This is a genomic window from Paraburkholderia sp. Tr-20389 (genome assembly GCF_017104565.1).
Lineage (GTDB): Bacteria > Pseudomonadota > Gammaproteobacteria > Burkholderiales > Burkholderiaceae > Paraburkholderia.
In genome coordinates, this window is record NZ_JAAGPD010000108.1 from 1 (window position 1) to 1381 (window position 1381).

At 64.0% G+C, this 1381-nt stretch carries 2 protein-coding genes; both read right to left on the reverse strand.

What is annotated here, in order from left to right:
• Nucleotides 1-247, reverse strand: a 247-nt coding sequence (locus tag G3N95_RS40360; protein ID WP_205975644.1) for a porin, incomplete at its 3' end; no start/stop codon positions are given.
• A 112-nt stretch (nt 248-359) separates the two neighbouring features.
• Nucleotides 360-1381, reverse strand: a 1022-nt coding sequence (locus G3N95_RS40365) for a dihydroxy-acid dehydratase (protein WP_205975645.1), incomplete at its 5' end; no start/stop codon positions are given.

Here is a 1381-nt window from a genome sequence, read left to right on the forward strand (position 1 = left end):
CGCCGCCGAGATCTTCCGCGCCCTTCAGGCCGAAACGGCTGCCTGCCCACACGCCCGTGACCATCTTGACGGCCGAATGACCGCCTGCGGTCGAACCGAGCGTCGTCGAACTCGACTGATAACCGATGCCGTTATCGACGATGCCGTACAGCGTCACGCTGTTTTGCGCGAAAGCCGGTGCTGCCGTGACCAGCGACGCGCCGATCACCAGCGCCGCCTTGGCGCCTGACAATTGCTTCTTCTCCATCCGTATCCCCTCCTCGGGCGTGGTATTGATGTTGTTGCCTGTTGTCGTCGCGCGGCATGGCAATCCGCCGTGCAGCGTGCGAGTTCTTGTTGCTCTGTTTCCGTCTTCGAATTCAGTGAATTTCCGGCTCGCCTACCGAAGCGCTCGCGCCATCGCGTTGCAGGAAATCGAAGTCGCAGCCCTTGTCGGCCTGCAGCACATGTACCTGATGCATCGCGCCGTAGCCGCGCGTGAATCGCGGCGCGGGCGTAACCCACTCGGCCTTGCGCCGCGCGAGTTCTTCATTCGATACCAGCACGTTCAGCCTGCGCTGCGGCACATCGAGTTCGATCAGGTCGCCGTCGCGCACCAGCGCAAACGGCCCGCCGATGAACGATTCCGGCGCCACGTGCAACACGCATGCGCCGTAGCTCGTGCCGCTCATGCGCGCATCGGAAATGCGCAGCATGTCGCGCACGCCCTTTTTCAGCAGCTTTTGCGGGATCGGCAACTGGCCCCATTCGGGCATGCCCGGCGCGCCGACGGGGCCCGCGTGCTGCAGCACGATCACGCAGGTTTCGTCGATGTCGAGGGCGTCGCTGTCGATGCGCGCGGCCATGTCGTTGTAATCGCTGAACACCACCGCGCGGCCGGTGTGCACCAGCAGATGCGGTTCGGCGGCGCCCGGCTTGATGACTGCACCATCGGGCGCGATGTTGCCGCGTAGCACGGCAAGACCGTTGTCCGGCATCAGCGGATTGCTGCGGCGGCGGATCACGTCGTCGTTGAAAATCTGCGCGCCTTCGAGGTTCTCGCCGAGGGTCTTGCCATTCACGGTCTTCTGCGAGCGGTCGATCAGATCGCCCAGTTCCGCGAGCATCGCCGGCAGGCCACCGGCGTAATAGAAGTCTTCCATCAGAAACGCGCCCGTCGGCCGGATGTTCGCGAGGACCGGCGTGCGGCGCGAAATCGAATCGTAGCGATCGAGCGTCAACGGGATGCCCGCGCGACGCGCCAACGCGATCATGTGCACGATCGCATTCGTCGATCCCGACAGCGCGAGGCAGGTCGTCACGGCGTTATCGATCGATTTCTCCGTGAGGATGTCCGACGGCTTCAAGTCTTCCCACACCATCTCGACGATGCGCATGCCCG